At 71.0% G+C, this 4104-nt stretch carries 6 protein-coding genes; 2 read left to right on the forward strand and 4 right to left on the reverse strand.

Annotation, left to right across the window (positions count from 1 at the left end):
- The 3 genes from PV721_RS41845 to PV721_RS41855 form a co-directional block, all read right to left on the reverse strand.
- Positions 1 to 491: GNAT family N-acetyltransferase (locus PV721_RS41845; protein ID WP_319733911.1), on the reverse strand; the 491-nt coding region annotated here is incomplete at its 3' end.
- Positions 492 to 542: 51 nt separating this feature from the next.
- Positions 543 to 1298, reverse strand: a complete 756-nt coding sequence (locus PV721_RS41850) for a class I SAM-dependent methyltransferase (RefSeq protein ID WP_319733913.1) — start codon at positions 1296 to 1298, stop codon at positions 543 to 545.
- 27 nt (positions 1299 to 1325) lie between these two features.
- Positions 1326 to 1826: a MarR family winged helix-turn-helix transcriptional regulator gene (locus PV721_RS41855; protein WP_319733915.1), complete on the reverse strand. Its 501-nt coding sequence runs from the start codon at positions 1824 to 1826 to the stop codon at positions 1326 to 1328.
- 371 nt (positions 1827 to 2197) lie between these two features.
- Between PV721_RS41855 and PV721_RS41860 the strand changes: the two genes are divergently transcribed.
- A complete protein-coding gene (locus tag PV721_RS41860; RefSeq protein ID WP_319733917.1) occupies positions 2198 to 2671 on the forward strand; it encodes a DUF1772 domain-containing protein in 474 nt (157 codons plus the stop codon).
- A 67-nt stretch (positions 2672 to 2738) separates the two neighbouring features.
- Here the strand turns inward: PV721_RS41860 and PV721_RS41865 are convergent, their stop codons facing one another.
- Entirely contained in the window at positions 2739 to 3638 is a 900-nt protein-coding gene (locus PV721_RS41865; RefSeq protein WP_319733919.1) for an NAD-dependent protein deacetylase, read from the reverse strand.
- 148 nt (positions 3639 to 3786) lie between these two features.
- On the opposite strand from PV721_RS41865, the gene PV721_RS41870 reads away from it, so the two are divergent.
- On the forward strand, positions 3787 to 4104 hold a 318-nt coding region (locus tag PV721_RS41870), incomplete at its 3' end, for an AMP-binding protein (RefSeq protein WP_319733920.1).

Below are 4104 nucleotides of genomic sequence, written 5' to 3' on the forward strand. Positions count from 1 at the left end.
GGGGTGCTCAGGGGGAGTACGCCGACGCGTTGGTCGCCGGCGTACTCGCCGGTGGGGTGGAAGCCGAGCCCGAGGTAGAAGGGTTCGGGGCTGCCCTGGCCGGTGTGCCAGCTGACGTAGGCCTGGCCGGTGCCGCGGGCGCGGATCTCCTCGCAGACCGCGCGGACGGCGAAGCGGCCGTAGCCCTTGCCCTGGTGGTCGGCGTGGACGTTCAGGCGCCAGATGCCGCTGCGGCGGTCGGTGGGGTCGGTGGCCGGGTCCCAGGCGATGTCGAGGAAGGCCATGACGAAGCCGACGACTTCCTCGCCGTCGACGATGGCGCGCGGCCAGGCGGCGGTGTGCACGTAGGCCTCGGCGAGGGACTTGACCACCGGCGAGACCAGATGGCTCTGATCGGGGCGTACCTGTATCGCGCAGACGGCGTCGAAGTTCTCGGCGGTGACGGCTTCCAGGCGCAGCGGGCCGGGCGTTGGGGTGATCTCGGCGGACATGGCCCCAGCCTAGGGGGTGTCCGGGCAGCGCCGCCTGCCACCGTCGGGGTTTCAGGGTTTGCGGGCGTGGAGGATGTGCAGGCCTCGTTCGCCGGTGGCGCTGTGGCTGATTTCCAGTCCGGTGGTGCGGCATCGGGCCGTCAGCCAGGCGGTGCTGATACGTAGCTTCGGGTAGCTGCTGCTGTGCAGGGACCACGTGCCGTCGGTGCGGGTGTGGAGCAGGTCGTGGACCATCACCGTGTTCTGGTCGACGTATTCCAGGAAGCAGGTCAGCAGCCGGTTTTCGTCGCTGCGCACGGGCAGGAAGCGGTCCGTGCCCTGGAGCGGGTGGCTGAGGTCGCGGTAGGTGATGACCAGGTGGCCGCCGGGCGCGAGGGCGGTGTGGACGTCGTCGAGGAGGGCGCTCACGTCGCTCAGGGCCGGCAGATGGGTGAGGGTGTCGCCCATGCAGAGCACCACGGCTGCCGTCGCCGGCGCGGTGATGCGGGGGAGCACGGCGCGAAGGTCGGCGTTGAGCGGGCGGATCGGCGTGTGTTCCCCTGCGTGCAGGGCGAGTTCGTCCAACAGCTTCCTGCTGGTGTCGACGGCGGTGACCGGCCCGAAGCCGAGGCCGGCCAGGGCGAGGGACTGGGCGCCCCGCCCGCAGCCGAGGTCGACGGCGTGCCGTGCCGGGCCCTCGCCGGGCAGCACGCCGAGCCTGCGCAGAAGTGCGGCCTGGCCTTCGGCGAGGGCGGCGATGTCCCCGCCGAGCATCCAGGTGTACTGGTCGGCGAGGAGGTCCTCGTAGTGGTCGGTCACGGTTGCCATGCGAACTCCCCTTCGGTCGAGCGGTCCCTACTCCGGCGTTTCGGCTGGTGCGGCGGTGCGGACCCAGCTGGCGAGGTCGGCGAGGTGGATGTCCGTGCGGGCGGCGTCGAGTTCGGCGCCCAAGGCTGCCCGGTAGGTGGACGTGGCCTCCGCGTACCGTTCGCGTCCGGCGTCGGTGATGACGGCCGTGACCGCCCGTCCGTCCCCGCCTCCCGGAGCCCGGCGGGCCAGCCCCTGCGCCTCGAGGCGGGCGATGAGCCGGGTCACCGAGCTGTCCTTCATCCCGATCCGCGAGGCGAGTTCACCCATCCGCAGACCGTCTGTGCTCTCCGGCCGGCTCAGCGCGCACATGGCCCGGTACTCGGACAGCGGCAGGTGGTGGTGTCGCTGCAGCACCTCGTCGAGGCGGCGTTCCATCAGATTCAGCAGCCGTACCGCGGTGCACCAGCGGTCGTCCTCGGCATCATCGGCCGGCCGCGGCACGGGGGCCGGCGGCGGCAGGGCTGCGGCGGTCGATTGTGCGTCCACACGGCGCAAGGTATCTGCTTGCTCATACAACGATCAACCCCTACCGGCACCCGGTGCCGACCCGGATGGGTGGCAACGAGGGTTTCTGGAACGGTGCTGACGCTGTGCCGTCTTGTGAGTGAATCTGTACTGGCGGCTGAAGAGTTGCACAAAGAAAGACTCAAATCCGGCAGGAGATCGAAAGTGTGGTGTCACGATCGGGCGTTCGTGCCGAGGGCGTTGTACGCGCCCGGGCGTCTGCCGGTTGTCGGAAGTGAGGATGCTGTCCTATGAGTAGCGGTCCGCCGTCGTTCACGCCGCCCCCACGCCCTGGCCGGCAGGCTCCGCCCCCGCCGCCCGGGGGTGCGGGCGGGTTCGCCGTCGTCCTGTTGATGCTGTCGACGGTTCTGGTCGGGCTGATGGCAGGGCTGTTCTTCGCGTTCGACGTCTCGGTGATGCCGGGGCTGGCGGCCGGTGACGAGCGGACCTACGTCACCGCCATGCGTGCGTTCAACGCGGCCATCGACGGCAACCCGCTCTTCGGCATGGCCTTCGTACTGGCTTTGCTGCTGGCTGCCGGTTCGGCGGTCGTCGAGTACCGCACGGGCCGGCGTCCCACCGCCCTGTGGGCGGGGCTTGCCACCGCGGCGTATCTCGTCGTGCTGGTGATCACGTTCGCGGTCAACATTCCCCTCAACAACGAGCTCGCGGACGGCGGTGACGTCGCGCAGATGGCCGACTTCACGGTCGTGGAGAGGTTCAAGTCGACGTGGGTCACCACGAACATCGTCCGTACGCTGTTGTGCACGACCGCCCTGGCCGCGCTCGCCCGAGCCCTGCTTCTCCACGGCCGCGCCACGCGCTGAGCGGCCAAAGGCCGCCTACCCGCCTACGCGGTCCCCGGCACCCCTGATATGACCGTCGGGCCCTGATTCAGTCCCCCGTCCGGCCGTCGACGGGGATGTCCAGTCCGTCGGCGAGGGCGGTGAGGGTCGTCCCCAGGGGGAGCGCGACGCGGGTGGCGGCGTGCCGGTCGCCCCGGGTCGGGTCCCGGTTGACGATCAGTACGGGTTTTCCGGCCTGGGCCGCCTGGCGCACGAACCGCAGGCCGGACATCACCGTCAGCGAGGACCCGAGGACCAGGAGTGAGGTCGCCGCGTCGACCAGTTCGCGGCAGCGCTCGACCCGGTGCGGGGGAACGTTCTCGCCGAAGAACACCACGTCCGGTTTGAGGATGCTGCCGCATCGCAGGCAGGGCACGACGGTGAAGTCTCCGACCTGTTCGTCGGTGAGGTCGGCGTCACCGTCCGGATTCAGCCGGGCGGACACGGGCTCGAAGCCCGCATTGGCCTCTTCCAGCCTCCGGGCGAGCTCCCGGCGCGCGCTGGAGGCGCCGCAGGAAAGGCAGACGACCCGGTTCAGGTTTCCATGGAGTTCCACCACGTCCTTGCTGCCGGCGGCCTGGTGAAGGCCGTCGACGTTCTGGGTGATCACTGCCGAGAGCAGGCCGCGCCGCCCGAACGCGGTCACGGCCCGGTGCCCGGCGTTGGGCCGGGCGCGGCCGAAGGTGCGCCAGCCGAGGTGGCTGCGTGCCCAGTAGCGGCGCCGGGCGTGCGCACTGGTGGTGAACTCCTGGTAGGTCATCGGGGTGTGCCGGCGCAGGCTTCCGCCCTCGCCGCGGTAGTCGGGGATGCCCGACTCCGTGGACAGGCCCGCCCCGCTGAGCACCAGCACGCCGCCGGTCCTCAGCGCGTCGGCGACCGGCTTCGGATCCGTGGTGCCCGGCCGCAGGTCCTCGGTGGGGGTCCAGCTCAGAGTGGGGCGCGTGCGCATGCAGCCAGCGTACGGAACGGGCCGGACAGCGGCACAGGGCGGAGCCCCCACGTGTCAAGTCCTACTGATCACAGGCTCCTGCCGTCAGGGGGAGCCCGCGTAGGCTGGCCGGACCTTTCCGTATCCACTGCCGAATGGAGTCGCCGCCTTGCTGACCGCTCTCACCGGTGCCTACGGGGACCGGGCGGACGCCATCACCGTCGCCGGCCGCACCGCTTCCTACGAGGAGCTCCTCGGTGCCGCCCGCGCCGTCGCAGCGGACCTCGCCGGCAGTCATCCGCCGGCCTTCGCGGTGACGGCGACGGCCTCGCTGGAAACGGTGGCCGCCGTGGTCGGCGGACTCCTCGCCGGCGTCCCCTGCGTCCCTCTGCCACCCGACGCGGGGCCCGTCGAACGCGGTCACATCCTGAACGACTCCGGAGCCCGCCTCATCGAGGTCGACTTCGCCCGCCGCTCCACCGCCACC

This window comes from Streptomyces sp. MB09-01, from assembly GCF_033794505.1.
Taxonomy (GTDB): domain Bacteria; phylum Actinomycetota; class Actinomycetes; order Streptomycetales; family Streptomycetaceae; genus Streptomyces.